The sequence below is a fragment of the Microbacterium sp. HJ5 genome (assembly GCF_054824025.1).
Window position 1 is genome coordinate 147 of the sequence record NZ_JSYE01000012.1, and the last position, 15999, is coordinate 16145.

The 15999-nt window shown below is 70.7% G+C and carries 21 protein-coding genes; 11 read left to right on the forward strand and 10 right to left on the reverse strand.

Translation table 11 applies throughout. The annotated features are described in order from the left end of the window. Together msrB and OB08_RS05490 are read right to left on the reverse strand one after the other, a co-directional pair. On the reverse strand, positions 1–404 hold a 404-nt coding region (msrB, locus tag OB08_RS05485; protein WP_461472944.1), incomplete at its 3' end, for a peptide-methionine (R)-S-oxide reductase MsrB. Positions 405–513: 109 nt separating this feature from the next. Continuing rightward, positions 514–789, reverse strand: a complete 276-nt coding sequence (locus tag OB08_RS05490; protein ID WP_461472946.1) for a hypothetical protein — start codon at positions 787–789, stop codon at positions 514–516. A gap of 116 nt (positions 790–905) precedes the next feature. Between OB08_RS05490 and OB08_RS05495 the strand changes: the two genes are divergently transcribed. After that, positions 906–1730 (forward strand): SDR family NAD(P)-dependent oxidoreductase, encoded by an 825-nt coding sequence (locus tag OB08_RS05495; RefSeq protein WP_461472948.1) that lies wholly within the window; start codon positions 906–908, stop codon positions 1728–1730. Positions 1731–1779: 49 nt separating this feature from the next. Then, positions 1780–2253, forward strand: a complete 474-nt coding sequence (locus OB08_RS05500; RefSeq protein ID WP_461472950.1) for a hypothetical protein — start codon at positions 1780–1782, stop codon at positions 2251–2253. A 64-nt stretch (positions 2254–2317) separates the two neighbouring features. Here OB08_RS05500 and OB08_RS05505 read toward each other — a convergent pair whose 3' ends face one another. From OB08_RS05505 to OB08_RS05515, 3 genes are all read right to left on the reverse strand, one after another. Beyond that, positions 2318–4009, reverse strand: coding sequence for an MDR family MFS transporter (locus OB08_RS05505; RefSeq protein ID WP_461472951.1), 1692 nt, complete (start codon positions 4007–4009; stop codon positions 2318–2320). A gap of 72 nt (positions 4010–4081) precedes the next feature. After that, positions 4082–4750, reverse strand: a complete 669-nt coding sequence (locus tag OB08_RS05510) for a TetR/AcrR family transcriptional regulator (protein ID WP_461472953.1) — start codon at positions 4748–4750, stop codon at positions 4082–4084. 177 nt (positions 4751–4927) lie between these two features. Next, positions 4928–5899, reverse strand: a complete 972-nt coding sequence (locus tag OB08_RS05515; RefSeq protein WP_461472955.1) for an aggregation-promoting factor C-terminal-like domain-containing protein — start codon at positions 5897–5899, stop codon at positions 4928–4930. A 178-nt stretch (positions 5900–6077) separates the two neighbouring features. Here OB08_RS05515 and OB08_RS05520 point away from each other — a divergent pair, with 178 nt between their 5' ends. From OB08_RS05520 to OB08_RS05535, 4 genes are read left to right on the forward strand one after another with little or no spacing between them, the layout of a single operon-like run. Beyond that, positions 6078–6842 carry an NUDIX hydrolase gene (locus OB08_RS05520; RefSeq protein ID WP_461472957.1) on the forward strand — a complete coding sequence of 255 codons (765 nt, stop codon included), beginning with the start codon at positions 6078–6080 and terminating at the stop codon, positions 6840–6842. Positions 6843–6871: 29 nt separating this feature from the next. Continuing rightward, entirely contained in the window at positions 6872–7213 is a 342-nt protein-coding gene (locus OB08_RS05525) for a DUF2200 domain-containing protein (RefSeq protein WP_461472958.1), read from the forward strand. Continuing rightward, a complete protein-coding gene (locus OB08_RS05530) occupies positions 7210–8322 on the forward strand; it encodes a DNA glycosylase AlkZ-like family protein (RefSeq protein WP_461472960.1) in 1113 nt (370 codons plus the stop codon). The genes OB08_RS05525 and OB08_RS05530 overlap by 4 nt, the downstream gene beginning before the upstream one ends. Positions 8323–8354: 32 nt before the next feature. Then, complete coding sequence (locus tag OB08_RS05535; RefSeq protein ID WP_461472962.1) at positions 8355–8720, forward strand: bleomycin resistance protein; 366 nt, start codon at positions 8355–8357, stop codon at positions 8718–8720. 3 nt (positions 8721–8723) lie between these two features. Here OB08_RS05535 and OB08_RS05540 read toward each other — a convergent pair whose 3' ends face one another. Further along, positions 8724–9755 carry an LLM class flavin-dependent oxidoreductase gene (locus OB08_RS05540; RefSeq protein WP_461472964.1) on the reverse strand — a complete coding sequence of 344 codons (1032 nt, stop codon included), beginning with the start codon at positions 9753–9755 and terminating at the stop codon, positions 8724–8726. 121 nt (positions 9756–9876) lie between these two features. Here OB08_RS05540 and OB08_RS05545 point away from each other — a divergent pair, with 121 nt between their 5' ends. Further along, entirely contained in the window at positions 9877–10368 is a 492-nt protein-coding gene (locus OB08_RS05545; RefSeq protein WP_461472966.1) for a bifunctional nuclease family protein, read from the forward strand. Between the two features lie 15 nt (positions 10369–10383). Here the strand turns inward: OB08_RS05545 and OB08_RS05550 are convergent, their stop codons facing one another. Then, the gene (locus OB08_RS05550) at positions 10384–10725 is read right to left on the reverse strand and encodes a metalloregulator ArsR/SmtB family transcription factor (protein ID WP_461472968.1); all 342 of its coding nucleotides are present in this window, start codon (positions 10723–10725) and stop codon (positions 10384–10386) included. A gap of 55 nt (positions 10726–10780) precedes the next feature. Between OB08_RS05550 and OB08_RS05555 the strand changes: the two genes are divergently transcribed. After that, positions 10781–12085, forward strand: a complete 1305-nt coding sequence (locus tag OB08_RS05555) for an FAD-dependent oxidoreductase (RefSeq protein WP_461472970.1) — start codon at positions 10781–10783, stop codon at positions 12083–12085. Next, a complete protein-coding gene (locus OB08_RS05560) occupies positions 12085–12594 on the forward strand; it encodes a GNAT family N-acetyltransferase (protein ID WP_461472972.1) in 510 nt (169 codons plus the stop codon). The genes OB08_RS05555 and OB08_RS05560 overlap by 1 nt, the downstream gene beginning before the upstream one ends. Positions 12595–12612: 18 nt before the next feature. Here OB08_RS05560 and OB08_RS05565 read toward each other — a convergent pair whose 3' ends face one another. Beyond that, positions 12613–12957, reverse strand: a complete 345-nt coding sequence (locus tag OB08_RS05565; protein ID WP_461472974.1) for a DUF7882 family protein — start codon at positions 12955–12957, stop codon at positions 12613–12615. Positions 12958–13112: 155 nt separating this feature from the next. Here OB08_RS05565 and OB08_RS05570 point away from each other — a divergent pair, with 155 nt between their 5' ends. Both OB08_RS05570 and OB08_RS05575 read left to right on the forward strand, forming a co-directional pair. Continuing rightward, complete coding sequence (locus OB08_RS05570; RefSeq protein ID WP_461472976.1) at positions 13113–13604, forward strand: MarR family winged helix-turn-helix transcriptional regulator; 492 nt, start codon at positions 13113–13115, stop codon at positions 13602–13604. 86 nt (positions 13605–13690) lie between these two features. Then, positions 13691–14104 (forward strand): CBS domain-containing protein, encoded by a 414-nt coding sequence (locus OB08_RS05575; RefSeq protein WP_461472978.1) that lies wholly within the window; start codon positions 13691–13693, stop codon positions 14102–14104. A gap of 9 nt (positions 14105–14113) precedes the next feature. Here the strand turns inward: OB08_RS05575 and OB08_RS05580 are convergent, their stop codons facing one another. Further along, positions 14114–15073, reverse strand: coding sequence for a carbohydrate ABC transporter permease (locus OB08_RS05580; protein ID WP_461472980.1), 960 nt, complete (start codon positions 15071–15073; stop codon positions 14114–14116). Further along, positions 15070–15987, reverse strand: coding sequence for a carbohydrate ABC transporter permease (locus OB08_RS05585; RefSeq protein WP_461473287.1), 918 nt, complete (start codon positions 15985–15987; stop codon positions 15070–15072). Before OB08_RS05585 ends, OB08_RS05580 begins: the two co-directional genes overlap by 4 nt. Positions 15988–15999 lie beyond the last annotated feature (12 nt).

The window sequence follows — 15999 nt, forward strand, 5'->3', positions numbered from 1 at the left end:
AGCTCGGCGACGGGGATGAACCGCAGCGCGGCCGAGTTCATGCAGTAGCGCAGGCCACCGGCATCCCGAGGCCCGTCGTCGAAGACGTGCCCGAGGTGGCTGTCGGCGCCTGAGGACCGCGCCTCGGTGCGCGTCATCCACAGCGAGCGGTCCGTCTTCGTGGTGACGGCGGCGGGGTCGATCGGCCGGGTGAAGCTCGGCCACCCGGTTCCGCTGTCGTACTTGTCGGCCGAGGAGAAGAGCGGCTGACCCGAGACGACGTCGACGTAGATGCCGTCGTCGTGGTTGTTCCAGTACGCGTTGCGGAACGGCGGCTCGGTCGCGTCGCTCTGCGTCACGCGGTACTGGGTGTCGCTCAGGCCGCTGAGGGCCTCGGGCGTCTTGCGGTAGTCGTTGGGGTTCACGGTCGATTCCCTTCTGGTGCGACGTCGCTGGCTGCGGCGTCATCAGAAGAGAACGGATGCCGGGCCCGAATTGGTCCCTCGAGACTGGGAGCGAGCCGTGAGTTCGGGCTCAGCCGCGCTGCTGCCTCTCGACGCGGCGCTCGCGCGCGATCTGGACGAAGCCGAAGATGGCGGCGGCTGCGGCGCCCGCCATCCCGATCGCCAGGAGCGTCGTGAAGATCGCGTCGGGCAGCTCCCACGCGATCCACTGCCCGACGGCTCCGACGGCGCAGAACGCGAACACGGTGCCGCTGAAGAGCAGGATGCCGATTCCCCACGCGATGCGCACGCGCCGTCTGCTCTGCGGCAGGCTCTGCGCGTAGCTGAAGAGGACCCACGGGGCCATGACTGTCCTCTCGACCGGGGGCGACCACGTCCGACACTAGCGGAGAGCGCGCGTGCCCTCGGGTCGGGTCCGTGTGCGGCGCGATTAGCCTGAACAGACCGACCCGAGGAGCGCGCGTGGCACGAACGATCGTCATCACCGGAGCGAGCGACGGGATCGGCGCCGCGTCCGCCCGCCAGCTGCACGAGGCGGGGGAGCGCGTGGTCATCGTCGGGCGCAACCCCGACAAGACGCGGCGCATCGCCGACGAGCTCGGCGTCGAACGGCACATCGCCGACTTCGCCGACCTCGCCCAGGTGCGCGCGCTCGCGGACGCGCTGCTCGAGTCCTGCCCGCGCATCGACGTGCTCGCGAACAATGCCGGCGGCATCTTCGCGGAGCGCACGGCGACCGTCGACGGGTTCGAGCAGACGTTCCAGGTCAACCACCTCGCCGGCTTCCTGCTGACCAACCTGCTGCGCGACCGGCTGATCGAGAGCGGCGCGTCGGTGATCCAGACGTCGAGCGAGGCATCCCGCACCATGGCGCGGTTCGACATCGACGATCTCCAGGCGCAGCGGCGGTATTCGGCGGGCACGGCCTACGGCAACGGCAAGCTCGAGAACATCCTCTTCACGCGGGAGCTGCACCGCCGGTACGGCGACGCGGGAATCAACGCCGTGGTGTTCCACCCGGGTGTGATCGGCAGCGGGTTCGGCGGCACGGCGCGCGGTCCGGTGCGGTGGTTCTACAGCAGCCGGCTGACGGCGCCCCTCCTCGATTCGAACGAGGTCGGGGGCTCGCGCCTGACCTGGCTCGCTCTCGGCAAGCCCGGTGTCGACTGGGAGCCCGGTGCCTACTACGTGCGCAATCGCGTCGCGCGGACGAACCGCCGCGCGGACGACCCGCTTCTCGCCAAGCGGCTGTGGGACGAGAGCGCCGAGATGGTCGGCCTCGGCTGAAGGCGTCAAGCCCCCGCCGATCGAGTGCACCCCAGCGTACGGTCGTGGAATGCACGCGGCATCCGCTCGCCCGCTCGGTGGCGTCATCATGGGTTGGAACCCGAACCTGTGGGACGAATGGCCGGGATCATTCGCGTCGGTGGTCGAGCAGGTGACGGGCGGCGAGCCGTTCGTCACCCAGTGGTCGGTCGGCGCCCGCCGGGAGGTCGCGCCGGGCACCGACGCATGGCTGCTGAGGCAGGGCGGCGAGTACGGGATCATCGGGCACGGCACGGTGCTCACCCCGCCGTACGAGGACGTCCACTTCGCCGACCCGCGCCGCACGGCGAACTTCGTCGACGTGAGCTTCGACGCCCTCGTGATCGAGCCCGATCGCATTCCCCGCGACCTCCTCGAAGTGGTCGTGCCGGAGATCGCGTGGCGGTTCCAGTTCCGCTCGGGGAACCGCGTCGGCGTCGCGGCCAACGCGCGGCTTCACGAACTGTGGCGCCAGGTGGTAGCCGACGGCGACCCGCGCGGCTGAAGGAGCGCGAGGGGCGGCCGAGCCTCCCCGCGTCGATGCGCGGGCAGGTCCGGCCGCCCGAGGATCAGCTCGCGGTCCCGGCTCCCCGGCCACCGGCATCCGTCGCCGGCGCCGCCGGCGCGGGTTCTGCCGTGCGCCGGTCCGCCGCGCGCTGCTCGGCTTCGAGGCGCTCGGCCTCTTCGCCGCCGATCGCCTCGCCGCGGGCGACGAGCCCGGCGACGTCGGACAGCGGGATCTCCTTGAGGAAGAGCGACAGCACGAACGCGACCGCCATGAACGGCACGAGGTACCAGAACACCGGCGCGAGCGCGTCGGCGTAGGCGGTCACGATCGACTCGCGCACCGCGTCCGGCAGCTCGTTCAGGACGGCCGGATCGATGGATGCCGCGGCCTGCGACGCCTGGTCGGGCGAGGCTCCGGCTCCGGTGAACGCCGCCAGCAGGTTGTCGGTGAGGCGGCTGGTGAAGATGGCTCCGAACACCGCGATGCCCACGGCGGCGCCGGCCTCGCGGAAGTAGTTGTTCGAGCTGGTCGCCGTGCCGACCTGCGTCGCGGGCACGGAGTTCTGCGCGACGAGCACCACAACCTGCATGACGAGGCCGAGACCGGCGCCGAAGGCGAACAGGTACACGCAGATGAGCCAGATGGGCGTGTCTGCCGTGAGGGTCGTCATCGCGACCATCGTGAGTCCCGTGATGAGCGTGCCGAGCACCGGGAAGATCCGGTAGCGACCGGTCTTCGTGATGAGGATTCCCGACGCGATCGAGGTGCCCATCACGCCGACCATCATCGGCAGCATGAGGAGACCGGATGCCGCGGCCGACGTGCCCGACGACATCTGGAGGAACGTCGGCACGAAGGCGAGGGCCGCGAACATGCCGATGCCGAGGACGAAGCCGATGAGCGTCGTGTTGACGAAGACCGGGTTCTTGAACAGCGAAAGCGGCATGACCGGGTCGGCCGCGCGCGACTCGGTGAAGACGAACAGCGCGACGGCGGCGAGGAGCCCGGCGCCCCAGGCCCACGTGTTGGGCGAATCCCAGCCGTGCTCGCGGTCGCCGCCGAAGTCGGTGAAGAAGATGAGGCACGTCGTGGCGGCCGAGAGGAACACCACGCCCAGCCAGTCGATCGGCTGCGTCGCCTTCTTGCTCGGCAGCTTGAGGGCGAAGACCGCGATGAGGAACGCCGCGATGCCGACGGGGATGTTGATGTAGAACGCCCACTGCCACGTCAGGTGATCGACGAAGAAGCCGCCGAGGAGCGGGCCGGCAACGGCCGAGAGGCCGAAGATCGCGCCGAGCGGGCCGAGGTACTTGCCGCGCTCGGAGGCCGGCACGATGTCGGCGATGATCGCCTGCGACAGGATCATGAGCCCGCCGCCGCCGAGGCCCTGGACGGCGCGGAAGACGACGAACATCCAGAAGTCGGTCGCGAACGCGCAGCCGACGGAGGCGAGGGTGAAGATCGCGATCGCGATGAGGAAGAGGCTGCGCCGGCCCAGCACGTCGCCGAACTTGCCGTAGATCGGCATGACGATGGTGGTCGCGAGGATGTACGCGCTCGTGATCCACACCTGGTGCTCGACGCCGCCGAGCTCGCCGACGAGCGTCGGCATGGCGGTCGAGACGATGGTCTGGTCGAGGCTGGACAGCAGCATCCCGGCGATCAGGGCGGAGAAGATGATCCAGATGCGGCGCTTGGTGAGCAGCATCGGGCCATCGCCGGCGAGGGTCGGCGTGGGGGCGGTGGCGGTCATGGGGTTCTTTCGGGTGGTGCTCGATGGGTGGGGTGTCGCAACCGGGGGGTGCGCGACGAGGGGCCGGTGGGGTCAGGCGGCGGTCGTACGCGCGGCCGGGCCGCGCGGCGGGAGCGGATGCTGCGAGGCGAAGAGCTCCTGCGCCGTGGCGAGCTGGCCGCGGAACGCGTCGGAGAAGGTGCGCGGGTTGTCGGGGTCGAGGGATGCCGGCACGGCGACGCGCGCGAGGTGGCCGACGATGTGCACGGCGGCGGCCGCACGCGGGTCGTCGTCGTCGAGGCCCTCGCGCCGGGCGACGAGCAGGATGTCCTTCGCCTCGTCGCGGCGGTGGCGGTCGAGCATGTGGCTGACGAGGCGGGGCTCGCGGTCGGCCGCTGCCATGAGCTCCTCGGCGGAGGAGCGGTCGAACTCGAGGGCCGCCCAGCGTCTTTCGGTGAGAGCGGCGAGGTCGGACAGCAGCGTCGGCGAGAGCTCGCCCGCGGGCGTGCGCGGGCGCATCGCCACGAAGAACTCGTCGGCCTCGTCGCTGTCGGCGTGGAGAGGGATGCCGAGGACGGCGTCCTCCTTCGACGCGAAGTAGTTGAAGAACGTGCGCCGCGAGATGCCGGCCCGCTCGCACAGCTCGTCGATCGTGAAGCCGTTGAGCCCGTCGGCCGCCGTCGCCCGCCGGGCGAGCGAGATCAGCGTCTTCGTCGTCTCGTCGCGACGGCGGTCGCGCGTGGAGAGTGCACTTTCGGGCATGGAGTGCATTATTGCACTATTCGGTCCGTGGTGCACGAAAGTGGCCCGGCACGCGCGTGGCACCGTGCCGCAACTCCGCCTCGACCGCCGGGGAACGACGGAACCCCCGCGGCGATCCGCGGGGGTTCCGTGTCACGCCTCAGGACGAGGCGGAGTCAGTGCACAGGGTGCAGCGGCTCAGTACCAGCCGACCGACTGCGAGTGGCCCCACGCGCCGCACGGGGTGCCGTAGCGGCCCGAGATGTAGCCCAGGCCCCACGCGATCTGCGTCGCGGGGTTGGTCTGCCAGTCGGCGCCCGCGCTGCCCATCTTGCTGCCGGGCAGTGCCTGCGGGATGCCGTAGGCACCGCTCGAGGAGTTGTACGCGGCGTAGTTCCAGCCGGACTCCTTGTTCCACAGCGACACGAGGCACGCGAACTGGTCGCTGCCCCAGCCGTGATTGCCGATCATCGCGCGCGCCGTCGCCTGCGCGTCGGCCGGGCTCGTGCCGCCGACGGCGCCGCCGGTCGCGTACGCCGGGGACGGGGCGGCCGACGAGCGCGCAGCCTCCGCCGCCTTCCTCTCGGCCGCAGCCTTCGCCGCAGCGGCGGCCTTCGCCTTCGCCTCGGCCTCCTGCTTCGCCTTGAGCGCCTTGGCGGCGTCGAGCTTGCCGCGGAGGCCCGCCACGCGCTCGTCGACGGCGGTCTTCAGCGCGGCCACGTCCTCGGCGATGGAGGGCAGGAGCAGGGTCGGCAGCGCGTCGGCGCCGTCCAGGCGCGCGATCGCGGCCTCGAGCTCGGCCGTGTCGACCGAGGGGTCTTTCTCGCCGACGTCGAGGCCGGATTTCTCGATGTCGGCCGTCACGGTCGCGGCGGCGGCGACGGAGGCGCTCGCAGCCTCGACGGTGGCCTGGGCCTCATCGAGCGCTGCGGTCTCGGCGTCCGTGGGCATCGCGTCCGCGGGGGCAGGGGTCGTGTACGACGCGAGTGCGAAGACGGGGGTGGTTCCGGATGCCTCGGCCAGACTCGCGGGTGTCGTCGCGGTCATGCCGGCGGTGACGAGAAGGCCGATGGCCAGGCCGGCGCCGAGCAGGGCGGGGCGGCGGCGGAGGCGGCGCTCGGCGGCGCGGAGGGTGCGGCGGGCAGGACGGGAAGACGTGATCGAACGCATGGAACCGGTTTCGTATAGGGGGTGCCGCATCGACAGCGCGACGCGAAGAGTCCGTTCGGGCGGACACAAGTGCCCGAGTCTGCCCACCCCTCCTGGGCGGTTCCGGTGCGTTACCTGAACGTTACATGGGAGCGTCTGCGACGTCGGCGCTGTCGCGAGCGGGGCGTAGCCTGAACGGATGCCGGTGGAACACACCCTCCGAAGCGCCCGCGCGCAGCTGGTCTCGCTCGTCGAGGCGGTCGCTGCGAAAGGGCCCGGTCACCAGGGATTCGAGCACTTCGCAGGGCTTCCGACGCCCGCCGACTCGCGCCCCGCAGCGGTGCTGGTGCTGTTCGGCGTGCTCGACGCCCGCCCCAGCGCGCACGACGCCGCCGACGAGGCCGTGTCGAGCGACCTCGACCTCCTGCTGCTGGCCCGAGCGACGACGCTGCGCTCGCACGCGGGGCAGGTGGCGTTCCCCGGCGGGCGGATCGATCCCGCCGACGACGGCCCAGTCGCCGCCGCCCTGCGCGAAGCGCAGGAGGAGACGGGACTCGACCCGGCCGGCGTCGACGTGCTCGGAACGCTCGAAGACATCCCGCTCGTCTACTCGCAGCACGTCGTGACGCCGGTGCTCGGCTGGTGGAGGCATCCGTCGCCGGTGCGCCCCGTCGACGAGGCCGAGTCCTCCGCGGTGTTCCGCGCGCCCGTCGCCGACCTGCTGAACCCCGCCAACCGCGGGGTGACGGTGATCCGCCGTGACGGCCAGGAGTGGCGGGGTCCGGGCTTCCTCGTACCCGACCCGGACGGCGATCAGCTGGTGTGGGGCTTCACCGGCATGGTCCTCGACGGCCTCTTCGACCGGCTGGGCTGGACCGAGCCGTGGGACGCCGGACGTGAGCTGCCCTTGACGCGGGCAGGGTTCGACGAATCCGAGGCGACCGCCGGGAGAGCGGCTGAGTGACTGCGGGCGCCCGGGGCTACGCTGACCGTGTGCACCGGATCTACACCATGAGCTTCGCTTCGGTCTATCCGCTCTACGTCACGAAGGTGGAGAAGAAGGGCAGGTCGCAGGCCGAACTCGACGAGGTGATCGAGTGGCTCACGGGGTTCGACCGCGCCGAGCTGCAGCGCCAGCTCGATGAGCACACCACCTTCGAGGACTTCTTCGACCGGGCGCACCTCAACCCGAACGCGTCTCTCATCACCGGCGTGATCTGCGGCATGCGGGTCGAGCAGATCGAGGACCCGCTGATGCAGAGGATCCGCTACCTGGACAAGCTCGTCGACGAGCTCGCCCGCGGCAAGGCCATGGAGAAGATCCTGCGCGCATGACGGCGACCCGCACGATCACCCGCGACGAGGCTCGCCGCATGGTCGTGCGTGCGCAGCTGCTCGACGCGGACCGGCCGGGCGACGTCGTCGAGGTGGCGGAGCAGCTCGGCTACATCAAGATCGACCCGACGGCCACGATCGCGCCCTGCGAGCACACCGTCCTCTGGTCGCGGATCGGCTGGTCGTACGAGGCCGGCCAATTGCAGAAGGCGACCGAGATCGACCGCCTCCTGTTCGAGTTCGACGGTGCCTTCCGGCCCATGAGCCTGCTGCCCCTCATGCTGCCGGCGATGCGTGCATGGCCGACGCGCGAGAGCAGCCGGCAGTGGCTCGCGGCGAACGACCGCTTCCGCCGCGACGTGCTGGCGCGTCTGCGGGCCGAGGGGCCGCTGCTGGCGGCGGACATCCCCGACACTGCGCAGGTCGACCGCGCGCCCGACGGCTGGTCGGGAAGCAACCAGGTTCCGCACATGCTCGACTTCCTCGCGCGGCAGGGAGAGGTGGCCGTCGTCCGCCGCGAGGGGCGTCACCGCCGCTGGGATCTCGCCGAGCGCGTCTACCCGCGCGACCTGCCCGAGCTCAGCGTCGAGGAGGCCGCACTCCTCCTCGACGAGAGGCGGCTGCAGGCAGCCGGTATCGCGAAGCAGAAGTCGCCGTGGAGCGGGGTCGGCATGGCCGGCGAGCCGGTCGCGGTCGAGGGCAGCGGGTGGAGGTTCCGCGCCGATCCGGCGGCGCTCGCCGCGCTCGCCGATGAGGACGACGGCGGCCGGGTGGCTCTCCTCAACCCGTACGACAGCCTGCTGTTCGACCGCCCGCGCCTTGCCGAGGTCTTCGAGTTCGCCTATGTCCTCGAGCAGTTCAAGCCGGCTGCACAGCGGACCTACGGCTATTTCGCCCACCCGATTCTCATCGGCGATCGATTCGCCGGGATGCTGACGCCGAGGTCGACAAGGCGAACGGCGTGCTGCGCGTCAACGCCGTGCACGAGTTCCTGCCGTTCGAGGCCGAGGAGCACGACATGGTGCGCGCCGAGGTCGTCGAACTGGGGGAGTGGCTCGGCCTTCCGGTCGTCTGACCGCCGGCGGAGTCTTCGCGGCTGTGCCTCTTAACGCGAGCGGCCGACGGTCGTAGATTCGTCAGCATGGCAGACCGGGCGCAACCCAACCTCCCGTCCCGCGACTTCGACGCGACCGTCGCCTTCTACGGCGGCTTCGGGTTCGAGGTGTCGTACCGCGACGGCGGCTGGATGATCCTGGCGCGCGACGGCGTGGTGCTCGAGTTCTTCCTCGCGCCCGAGCACGACCCGTACGAGAGCTGGTTCATGGCCAGCATCCGGGTCCACGATCTCGACGGCCTCTACGGCGCGGTCCGCGGCAGCGGGGTGCCCGAGAAGACGGTGGGCATCCCGCGCCTCATCCCCGTCGCGCTGCAGGAGTGGGGGCAGCGGGCCGGATACCTCATCGACCCCGACGGGACGCAGCTGCATCTCATCGAGGATGCCGGGTGAGGCTCAGCCCCGCGTGCCCTTCCACCCCAGGGCGGGAGCCACATGGGTGGCGAACGCCTCGACGACCCGCAGATTGAACTCGACCCCGAGCTGGCTGGGGATGGTGAGCATCAGGGTGTCGGCGGCGGCGATGGCGGCGTCGTCGAGCAGCTGTTCCACGAGGACGTCCGGCTCGGCCGCGTAGGTCTTGCCGAACGTCGAGCGCATGCCGTCGATGATGCCGATCTGGTCGCCGTCCTGCCGCCCGCCGAAGTAGAGGTGATCCTCGGCCGTGACGAGCGGGAAGATCGACCGGCTGACCGAAACGCGGGGCTCGCCGGCGTGGCCGGCCTCGCGCCACGCCGAGCGGAACGCGTCGATCTGCTCCGCCTGGAGGATGTCGAACGGGCGACCGTCGGCGGAGGTGAGCAGCGTCGACGACATGAGATTCACCCCGACGCGGCCGGCCCACTCGGCGGAATCGCGGTTGCCGGCACCCCACCACACGCGCGACCGGAGCCCCGGAGAGTGGGGCTCGATGCGCTGCAGTCCGGTCGCGCCGCCGCCGAAGGGCGAGTCCGCGTCCCGTTCGGCGAGACCTTCGCCGTCGATGGCGCGCAGGAACAGGTCGAAGTGCTTGCGCGCGATGTCGGCCCCGCGGGGGTCGCCCGAGCCGGTGTAGCCGAAGGCCTCATAGCCGCGCACGACGGTCTCGGGTGAGCCGCGGCTCACCCCGAGCGCCAGTCGTCCGCCCGAGATCAGATCGACGGATGCCGCTTCCTCCGCGAGGTACAGCGGGTTCTCGTAGCGCATGTCGATGACGCCGGTGCCGACCTCGATGCGCTGGGTGCGCGCCGCGATCGCCGCGAGGAGCGGCATAGGCGACGACTGCTGCCGGGCGAAGTGGTGCACCCGGAAGTACGCGCCGTCGACTCCGAGATCGTCCATGCCCTGCGCGAGGTCGATGGCCTGCAGCATCGAGTCGGCCGCGGTGAGCTGCCGCCCGCCGCCGAGCGGACCGTAGTGGCCGAATGAGAGGGTTCCGAAGCGCTCCATGACTGCCTGCAACCGTAGCGCCGCGGCATCCATTCCGCTGAATGCGTCCGGGCGATCGAGGTGGCGACGGCCATCCGCGGGCCGCGCGGCGTGCCTACGATGGCAGAGAGGAGGTGCGGCCATGGTGCAGGTGCGGGTGGCAGGCGTCGCGCTCGACGCGTCGGGGCAGCACGTCGTCCTGCTCAAGCCCATCGACGAGATGCCCGGCGACGGTCACGTGCTGCCGATCTGGATCGGCCAGCTCGAGGCCACGTCGATCCTCGTGGCGCTGGAGCAGGCTCCCGTCCCGAGGCCTCTCGCCCACGACCTCATGCGCACCATGCTCGAGGCGCTCGGCGCCGAGGTCACGCGCGTCGAGGTGACCCGCATCGACGACGGCACGTTCTACGCCGAGATCACGCTCTCGACGGCGCTGGGCGACCGCGTCGTCGATGCGCGGCCGTCGGATGCCGTGGCCCTGGCGTCGCGTGTGGGCGCGGGCATCTGGGTCGCCGACGCCGTGCTCGAGGAGGCCGGAGTGCCCGACGTCCTCACCGAGACGGACGCCGCCGAGAGGCTCGATGAGTTCAAGCGCTTCCTCGACGACGTCGAGCCCGAGGACTTCGAGGGCTGACGGGCGCGACGCGCGTCACGCGGCGAGCAGCTGCGACACGCGGTCGAGAGCCCCCGGCACGAGGGCGTAGTACGCCCACGTGCCGCGCTTGCTCCGGGTGAGGAAACCGGCGTCCATCAGCACGCGCAGGTGATGCGACACGGTGGGCTGGCTCAGGCCGACGGGCTCGATGAGATCGCACACGCACGCCTCGGCGCCGTCGGACGCGGCGACGATGGACAGCAGGCGCAGCCGCGTGGGGTCGGCCAGGGCCTTCATCGTCTGCGCGAGCTGCTCGGCGTCGTCCGCGGACAGCGGCTCGCGGACGAGCGGCGAGCAGCACGGGGCGGCGACGTCGGTGAGCGGCAGTGCGATCATGCATCGATGATAGTCGATATTGACACTCATCGATATAGCGATCATGATTCTGATCATGACCCTCCTGGACCTCACGCCCCGCGTGGTCGCGGCCGATCGCCTCGCCCCGCTCCCCGTCGTCATCGTCGGGGCCGGCCCCATCGGCCTGGTGGCCGCCGCCCACCTCGCCGATCGCGGGGCCGAGTTCGTCGTGCTCGAGGTGGGCGACTCGATCGCCGCCAGCGTGCGCTCGTGGGGTCATACGCGCCTGTTCTCGCCGTGGCGCCACCTCGTCGACCCCGTCTCGCGCCGCCTGCTCGAGGCGACCGGCTGGCGTATGCCGGAACCCGATGGCGCGCCCACGGGCGCACAGCTCGTGGCGGACTACCTCGAGCCCCTCTCGCGACTCGAGGCGATCGCGACGCGCGTGCGCACGGGCGTCGAGGTGATCGGCGTGGCGCGCGAGGGGATGGACCGCACGCGCACGCGCGCCCGCGCCCAGACCCCGTTCGTCGTGCGCGTGCGCGTCGGGGGCGACGTCGAGGAGCTGTCGGCGCGCGCGGTGATCGACGCGTCCGGAACCTACCGCTCCCCGAACCCTCTCTCCTCGAACGGGCTGGGACTGCTCGGCTTCGACGAGATCGCGGATGCCGTCACCCACGCCCTGCCGGATGTGCTCGGTCGCGACCGGGCGACGTTCGCGGGCCGCCGCACGACCGTCGTGGGCGCCGGCCACTCGGCCGCGAACACCCTCCTCGCCCTCGCCGATCTCGCACGCGACGAGCCCGGCACCGAGGTGACATGGCTCATCCGAAACGCGCAGGCGGCGCGCGTGACCGCCTCGCCCGACGACGAGCTCGCCGATCGCGCGAAGCTCGGGAGCCGCGTCGACCGCGCCATCGCCGCCGGCCGCATCGCCGTGGTCGACGGCTTCGAGGTCGTCCGCGCTCGCCGCGCCGGTGACGAGGTCGAGCTGGTCGGCCGCCGTGATGCCGAGCAGGTGACGCACGCCACCGACGTCGTGGTCAACGCCACCGGCTTCCGGCCCGACCTCGGGATCCTGCGAGAGGTGCGCCTCGAGCTCGACGACATCGTCGAGGCGCCGCGCCGGCTCGCGCCCCTCATCGACCCGAACGTGCACTCGTGCGGCACGGTCGAGCCGCACGGCTTCCGCGAGCTGACACACCCCGAGCAGGGCTTCTTCATCGTGGGGATGAAGTCGTACGGCCGCGCTCCCACGTTCCTCCTCGCGACCGGGTTCGAGCAGGTCCGCTCGGTGGCCGCCTGGCTCGAGGGCGACGTGGCGTCGGCTTCGCAGGTCGAGCTCGTGCTGCCCGCGACCGGCGTGTGCTCCACCGACGCCGCCGGCGGGTGCTGCTGATGCCGGTCGTGCGCGAGATGCGTGCCTCGGACTGGCCGGCGGTCGAGGAGATCTACCGGCAGGGCATTCTCGACGGAGAGGCGACGTTCGAGGTCGAGCCGCCGTCGTGGGAGGCGTTCGACGCGGGCAGGCTTGCCGGCCTGCGGCTCGTCGCCGAGGACGACGCGGGTGCGATCGTCGGGTGGGCCGCGGCATCCGCCGTCTCTTCACGACCCGCCTACCGGGGGGTCGTCGAGCACTCGGTCTACGTCGACCGTGCGCGGCGGGGCCTCGGCGTGGGGCGTTTGCTGCTCGACGCCTTCGTCGGCGCGGCCGAGGCCGCGGGAGTGTGGACGGTCCAGTCCAGCGTGTTCCCCGAGAACGCGGCCAGCATCCGGCTGCACGAGGCGGCGGGCTTCCGTGTCGTGGGGCGCCGCGAGCGCATCGGCCGGTCGGAGGTCGGGCCGAACGCGGGGCTCTGGCGCGACACCGTGCTCATCGAGCGGCGGAGCGCCCGCAACGGGGTGTGAGCGCGGTCGGTCGGCGGGTCACGCCGCCACGGCCTGTGCAGCCGCGTTGACGACCGGCAGCTCGCCGGTGGTGCTCCAGTCGAGCACGAGCCCGCGGCTGGAGTTCGCCGCGGTTGCCAGCTCCTTGAGATAGGCGCCGTCGAGCTCCGCCGCCTCGGGGGAGTCGAACACGAACCGCAGCGGGATGGCGGGCTGGATCCAGATGGACGTGTGGCCCTCGGGTGCCTCGAGCGGATGACGCCACGTGAGCATGAAGCTCTCGCCGCGGCGCAGCTTGGTCGCGATGACGATCTTCACGTGGGCGAGCACGCGATCGGGGATCTCCGCGGGCAGCGGTTCCATTCCGTAATACAGGTAAGCCATCGGACCAGTCCTCTCTGTCGTCATCGCCGGTTCGCCCGGCCACAGGTGGATCAATCGGATGCTGTGTATCACAGCGCCTGTGTAATTTACCATGTGTCACAAATGGTGCGGTAGATTGAGTCGTCGAATTCGTCGACCGAAGTTGGGGGTCGCGGATGCCTGAGAGCGTCGTCCGCCGCGAGAACGAGCACCTGTACGCCGACGAGCCGCGCACCGAGGAGGGGCGCCGGCTGAGCCGGGCGATCCTGCGCCTGCGGCACGCCGAGCAGCAGCAGGCCGAACGCGCGCTGCGCGCCTCTGGGCTGAGCAGCGTCGACCTCACCGCGCTCCGCTATCTTGTGCAGGCCGACCGTGACGGCAGCGACCTCGGCCCCAAGGACCTCATCGTCATGCTCGACACCTCGAGTGCGACCGTGACGAACGTGATCGAGCGCCTCGTCGAACGCGGCTACGTGACGCGGGTGTCGCACCCGACCGACCGCCGGGCGCATCACCTGGTCCCCACCGAAGCGGCCGTGCGGCACGTCGACGACGCGCTGGGCGAGCATCACGCCGCCGTGGTCGGGGCGATCGACGCGCTGTCGAGCAGCGATGCGCAGACGGCCGCCGATGTGGTCGACGCGATCGCGGCCGCGCTCGGCGACTGAGCAGCACCGCTCGGCGCCGCGTGTCAAGCCCCTGCGTGCGCCGCGACCCCGACGCCTAGGTTCGCCGCGAGGGAGAGGAGCGCATCATGACTCTTGCGCGCGACATCATGACCACCGACCCGCGGTGCATCGGCGAGGCGGAGAGCCTCGAGGAAGCCGCCCGCCTGATGGCGGAGCTCGACGTCGGAGCTCTGCCGATCTGCGGTGGCGACGGGCGCCTGAAGGGAATGCTGACCGATCGCGACATCGTGGTGAAGTGCATCGCCCGCGGCGGCTCGCCCAAGCTCGAGACGGCGGGGCTCCTGGCCGAGGGGAAGCCGGTGACGGTCGGCGCCGACGACGACGTGCGCGACGTCCTGACCGTCATGGAGACGCACCAGGTGCGCCGTCTGCCGGTGATCGACGGCCATGATCTGGTGGGCATCATCAGCCAGGCCGACGTCGCGCTCTCGCTGTCGGCGACGCAGACCGGCGAGGCTGTCGAGGCGATCTCGGAGTGACCCCCGGCGTCAGCCCTTGACGCCGCCTGCGCTGATCCCGTGGATGATCTGCTTCTGCGCGAAGAAGAAGATCAGGATCATGGGGATCGTGGCGATGACGCTCGCCGTGACGATGATCTCCCAGTGCCATTCGCCGCCGAAGCCGAAGGCGTCGACGAGCGACTTCAGTCCTCGCGGGATGGTGAACGTCGACGAGTCGCGCAGGTAGATCAGCGCGCGCATGAGGTCGGTCCACACCGCCTGCACCTCGAACACGAACGTCACCGCGAGGGCGGGCTTGCTGAGCGGCACCGCGATGCGCCAGAAGACCGCCCATTGCGACGCGCCGTCGACGCGCGCCGCGTCGAACAGATCGCGCGGCAGCCCGAGCATGAACTGCCGCAGCAGGAACACGTAGAACGCGCTCGCGAACATGTTCTGCGCCCACAGCGGTACGAGCGTGCCGACGAAGCCGAGCGAGTTCCAGATGAGGAAGGTGGGGATCATCGTGACGGCGCCGGGCAGCATCATGCTCGCCAGTACGAGGCCGAACAGCACGTTCCGCCCGCGGAACCGGTAGTGGGCGAAGCCCCACGCCACCATCGCGCTCGAGATCGTCACGGTCACGGCGGCGAGGATCGTCACCAGGATGGTGTTCCCCAACCACAGTGCGAGCGGCGCCTCCTGCCAGACCGTGACGTAGTTCTCCCACGTGAAGGTCTCGGGGATGAGCTTGTTGTCGAAGACCTCGCCGCGGGGCTTGAACGACGCGCTCACCAGCCAGACGAACGGGTAGACGAAGACCACCGCCAGCAGCGACAGCAGGACGAGCACGACGACGCGGATGCCGCGCTTGCGGCCCCTCGCCGCGCGGGAGGCGCCCGTCCGCACCGTTCCCGGCTCCGGGGCGGGCTCACCGGAACGGCCTGCGCCCGGCGTGGGCTCGGGGGCCGGATCGGCGTCGATCCTCGGGGGCAGCACGCGGCTCATCGGCGCTCCTCGCCTTCGTAGTAGACCAGGCGCCGCGACACCACGAGCTGCACGACCGTGACCGCCATGATCAGGACGAACAGCACCCAGGCCATCGCCGAGGCGTAGCCCATGTGCAGGAACTGGAACGCCTGCTGGAAGAGGTAGATGACGTAGAAGAGGGCGGCATCGTTGCTGTACGTCGTGTTGCCTGCGCCGAAGAACGCCGTATACGCCTCGTCGAACGTCTGCAGTCCGGCGATCGTGTTGACGACGATGATGAAGAACAGGGCCGGGCTGATCATCGGAAGGGTCACCGACCACGCCTGCCGCCAGAAGCCCGCGCCGTCGAGGCGGGCCGACTCGTAGAGCTCGTCGGGCACCGCCTGCAGCGCCGCAAGCAGGATGATGACGGATGCCCCCACCGTCCACAGGCTCATGATGATGAGTCCCGGCTTGACCCAGGCCGGGTCCGTCGTCCACGACGGACCGTCGATGCCGAACCAGCCGAGCACCGTGTTGAAGAGCCCGTTCTGCCCGTTGAAGAGGAGCAGGAACAGGATGCCGACGGCGACCGGCGGCGTCATCTTCGGCAGGAAGAAGACGGTCCGGAAGAAGCCCGAACTGCGGCCGGCACGGTCGAGCAGCAGCGCCAGCAGCAGCGAGACGACGACGTACAGCGGCACCTGGAAGGCCGTGAACAGCAGGGTGTTCCCGAGCGCGAGGGCGATCTTCGGGTCGGCGAACAGCTCGGCGTAGTTGTCCAATCCGACGAACTCGGGGTCGTTGATGACGTCGTAGTCGGTGAGCGAGAGGTAGACGCTGTAGATCAGCGGCCACGCCGTGAAGACGAGGAAGCCGACGATCCACGGGCTGAGGAACAGCAGGGCCGAGCCGACGTACCGGCGCCGGGCGCGACGCCGGCCGCGCGCCATCGGAGGATGACG

Coding starts and splice junctions, on each gene's coding strand:
- OB08_RS05490 (WP_461472946.1), bottom strand. CDS start 789: ATGGCCCCGTGGGTCCTCTTCAGCTACGCGCAGAGCCTGCCGCAGAGC.
- OB08_RS05500 (WP_461472950.1), top strand. CDS start 1,780: ATGCACGCGGCATCCGCTCGCCCGCTCGGTGGCGTCATCATGGGTTGG.
- OB08_RS05505 (WP_461472951.1), bottom strand. CDS start 4,009: ATGACCGCCACCGCCCCCACGCCGACCCTCGCCGGCGATGGCCCGATG.
- OB08_RS05510 (WP_461472953.1), bottom strand. CDS start 4,750: ATGCCCGAAAGTGCACTCTCCACGCGCGACCGCCGTCGCGACGAGACG.
- OB08_RS05515 (WP_461472955.1), bottom strand. CDS start 5,899: ATGCGTTCGATCACGTCTTCCCGTCCTGCCCGCCGCACCCTCCGCGCC.
- OB08_RS05520 (WP_461472957.1), top strand. CDS start 6,078: ATGCCGGTGGAACACACCCTCCGAAGCGCCCGCGCGCAGCTGGTCTCG.
- OB08_RS05530 (WP_461472960.1), top strand. CDS start 7,210: ATGACGGCGACCCGCACGATCACCCGCGACGAGGCTCGCCGCATGGTC.
- OB08_RS05535 (WP_461472962.1), top strand. CDS start 8,355: ATGGCAGACCGGGCGCAACCCAACCTCCCGTCCCGCGACTTCGACGCG.
- OB08_RS05540 (WP_461472964.1), bottom strand. CDS start 9,755: ATGGAGCGCTTCGGAACCCTCTCATTCGGCCACTACGGTCCGCTCGGC.
- OB08_RS05545 (WP_461472966.1), top strand. CDS start 9,877: ATGGTGCAGGTGCGGGTGGCAGGCGTCGCGCTCGACGCGTCGGGGCAG.
- OB08_RS05550 (WP_461472968.1), bottom strand. CDS start 10,725: ATGATCGCACTGCCGCTCACCGACGTCGCCGCCCCGTGCTGCTCGCCG.
- OB08_RS05555 (WP_461472970.1), top strand. CDS start 10,781: ATGACCCTCCTGGACCTCACGCCCCGCGTGGTCGCGGCCGATCGCCTC.
- OB08_RS05560 (WP_461472972.1), top strand. CDS start 12,085: ATGCCGGTCGTGCGCGAGATGCGTGCCTCGGACTGGCCGGCGGTCGAG.
- OB08_RS05565 (WP_461472974.1), bottom strand. CDS start 12,957: ATGGCTTACCTGTATTACGGAATGGAACCGCTGCCCGCGGAGATCCCC.
- OB08_RS05570 (WP_461472976.1), top strand. CDS start 13,113: ATGCCTGAGAGCGTCGTCCGCCGCGAGAACGAGCACCTGTACGCCGAC.
- OB08_RS05575 (WP_461472978.1), top strand. CDS start 13,691: ATGACTCTTGCGCGCGACATCATGACCACCGACCCGCGGTGCATCGGC.
- OB08_RS05580 (WP_461472980.1), bottom strand. CDS start 15,073: ATGAGCCGCGTGCTGCCCCCGAGGATCGACGCCGATCCGGCCCCCGAG.
- OB08_RS05585 (WP_461473287.1), bottom strand. CDS start 15,987: ATGGCGCGCGGCCGGCGTCGCGCCCGGCGCCGGTACGTCGGCTCGGCC.